This is a genomic window from Brevibacterium sp. AGC70 (assembly GCF_057334195.1).
The window spans coordinates 61,434-64,278 of sequence record NZ_JBHFIH010000005.1 but is presented as its reverse complement, the minus strand read 5'-3'; the positions used below and the strand labels follow the sequence as shown (position 1 = coordinate 64,278).

Here is a 2,845-nt window from a genome sequence, read left to right as displayed (position 1 = left end):
AAGCAACACCGGGTAGCCTCGGGCTCGCTGCATGGGACGAGCGCTTCAGGCCACCGACGTCCGGCGCTGCCCCGCTCCCCCGCGCTCCACGCGATAGCGACGGAACTTCGGGAAGATCAACGCACAGGCGATGACGAGCACAATGACGATGAGGCCCCCTCCGGCGGAGGCGATTGTCGTATTCGTGAACTCCGCGACAGTGCCGTGCAGAACATCGGCAATGCGTGGTCCGCCTGCGACAACGACGATGAACACACCCTGCATGCGACCTCGCATGTCATCGCTGGCAGCCTCCTGCAGCATCGTAGAACGGAATGCGGAGGAGATGATGTCGGCGCCGCCGCCGATGGCCAGGCCGAGAAGCGCGACGATGAGAGCCGCCGCCCAGAACCCTGAGGCGAATTCCAGGGACAGGCCGAACACAGACATGGCGGTGCCCCAGACGAGGATCGCTGTGATCACTGCCAAGCCCTGACGTTCGACGCGAGATACCCAGCCTGAGAAGATCCCCGCCAAGGCGCTGCCTGCTGCCAGAGACGCGAACAGCAGAGAGAAGACGATGCCTCCGGCCGGAGGACCGCCGAAGGACTCGGTCGCGATCTGCGGGAACAGTGCTCTGGGCATTCCGAAGACCATCGCAATGACGTCGACCAGCAGTGACACCATGACGACGGTGTTCGTCGCCAGGTAGCGGAAGCCGTCGATGACTCCTTTGACACCCGCGCGCGTGTCGGGCTGTTTCTGAGGGACCAATGGGGGCAGACGCAGCACCGCGTAGAGAGTTGTGGCCAGGAACAGCGCATCCAGGATGTAGAGCGTCTGATAGCCGACGACCGGTATCAGAGCACCGCCGATGATCGGTCCTGCGACGGCGCCCAATGTCATGACCGTCATGTTGAGCGAGTTGGCAGACGGGAGAAGTTCGAGCGGAACGATGGTCGGCAGGAGTGCGCCCTTGGCCGGCTGGTTCAGGCCGAAGAAGGCCTGTTGCAATGAGAATACGGACAGCAGCAGCCACACGTTTCCAAGCTGCATGACTGCGATGAGAGCCAACAGCGAGCTCGCGATGATCAGGCCGACTGTGGAGATGACGAGCAGCCTGCGACGGTCGATGACATCGGCCAGTGAACCGCCCCACAGTCCGAACACGATGAGCGGAACCAGCCCGAATACACCGCTGAGACCTACGTAGCCGGACGATCCGGTGATGTGATAGATCTGTGCGGGAATAGCGACCACAGTCATCTGAGCACCGATGACAGTGACGATGTTGGCCACCCAGAGGCGGCGGTAGTTGTCGTATTTCAGAGGCCTGGTATCAGCGAACAGCCTCATCTAATGAGACGACTCAGGCTGACTTTTTGGATGCACGAGGCTGTTCACGAGGCACCAGAGTGGGGGCGACGTTCTTGTCCACGACGTCCCTGGTCACGACCACCTCGGCGATGTCCTCCCGGGAGGGAACATCGAACATGACCGGTTGCAGGACCTCTTCGAGGATGGATCGCAGTCCACGTGCCCCGGTGCCGCGCAGGAGTGCGAGGTCGGAGATGGCTTCAAGGGCGTCGGTCTCGAAACGAAGCTCTACATTGTCGAACTCGAACATGCGCTGGTACTGCTTGACCAGGGCATTCTTCGGTTCTGTGAGGATCGATATCAGCGCCGCACGATCCAGTGTGGAGACCGTGGCCAGTACGGGCAGGCGTCCGATGAACTCGGGGATGAGTCCGAACTTCAGCAGATCTTCGGGCAGGATGTCGGCGTAGAGGTCTTCTTCGTCGTTCTTCGACTGCAGGAGCGCACCGAACCCGATGCCGTGCTTGCCCTTACGGCCGGCAACGATCTCCTCCATGCCTGCGAAGGCTCCCGCGACGATGAAGAGCACATTCGTGGTATCGATCTGGAGGAAGTCCTGGTGGGGATGTTTGCGTCCGCCCTGCGGCGGCACGGAGGCCTGAGTGCCTTCGAGTATCTTCAGCAGCGCCTGCTGGACACCTTCGCCGGAGACATCTCGGGTGATCGACGGGTTCTCCGACTTGCGTGCGATCTTATCGATCTCGTCGATGTAGATGATGCCGTGTTCGGCCTTCTGAATGTCGAAGTCCGCGGCTTGGATGAGTTTGAGCAGAATGTTCTCGACGTCTTCGCCGACGTAGCCGGCCTCCGTCAGTGCTGTCGCGTCTGCAACGGCGAAGGGAACATCCAGTCTCTTCGCCAGCGACTGCGCCAGGTAGGTCTTGCCCGATCCGGTGGGGCCCACGAGGAGGATGTTGGACTTCGCGATCTCAACCTCGGTGTCATCGGAACCCAGGGTCTTCGTATCTTCGTCGCTCTGCAGGGAGCGGATGCGCTTGTAATGGTTGTACACGGCCACGGACAGGGCCTTCTTCGCCGGTTCCTGACCGACGACGTATTCTTGGAGGAAGTCGAAGATCTCGCGCGGCTTGGGCAGTTCGATATCGGTGTGTTCGGAGGTGCCTTCGCTGAGCTCCTCTTCGATGATCTCGTTGCACAGCCCGATGCATTCATCGCAGATGTAGACGCCAGGTCCGGCGATGAGTTTCCGAACCTGCTTCTGGGATTTCCCACAGAAGTTACATTTGAGCAGGTCTGCTCCGTCCGCACTGCGAGCCACTGTCACAACCTTCCGCCGGGGCACCTGGCCCCAACTCTACCGCTCGTGTTTCCTGTACCTCAATAGCTTCCCATACGGGACTGACATGAGCGGCCAGAACCGTCATTCGGTGTGTCGGAGAAGATGGACGCACCCATGCTGTTGAGAAGGCCCAAACTACTCGGCGCCGCACCAGGTGGCAACTTCGCAGCACAGACCGCTTCGGGGGGG

2 protein-coding genes are annotated in these 2,845 nt (G+C 60.8%); both read right to left on the bottom strand.

The window, feature by feature from the left end:
• Positions 1 to 45: 45 nt before the first annotated feature.
• The gene (locus ACE03M_RS03935; protein ID WP_485932823.1) at positions 46 to 1,335 is read right to left on the bottom strand and encodes an MFS transporter; all 1,290 of its coding nucleotides are present in this window, start codon (positions 1,333 to 1,335) and stop codon (positions 46 to 48) included.
• Positions 1,336 to 1,348: 13 nt separating this feature from the next.
• Entirely contained in the window at positions 1,349 to 2,635 is a 1,287-nt protein-coding gene (clpX, locus tag ACE03M_RS03930) for an ATP-dependent Clp protease ATP-binding subunit ClpX (protein ID WP_143921517.1), read from the bottom strand.
• Between the last annotated feature and the right edge of the window lie 210 nt (positions 2,636 to 2,845).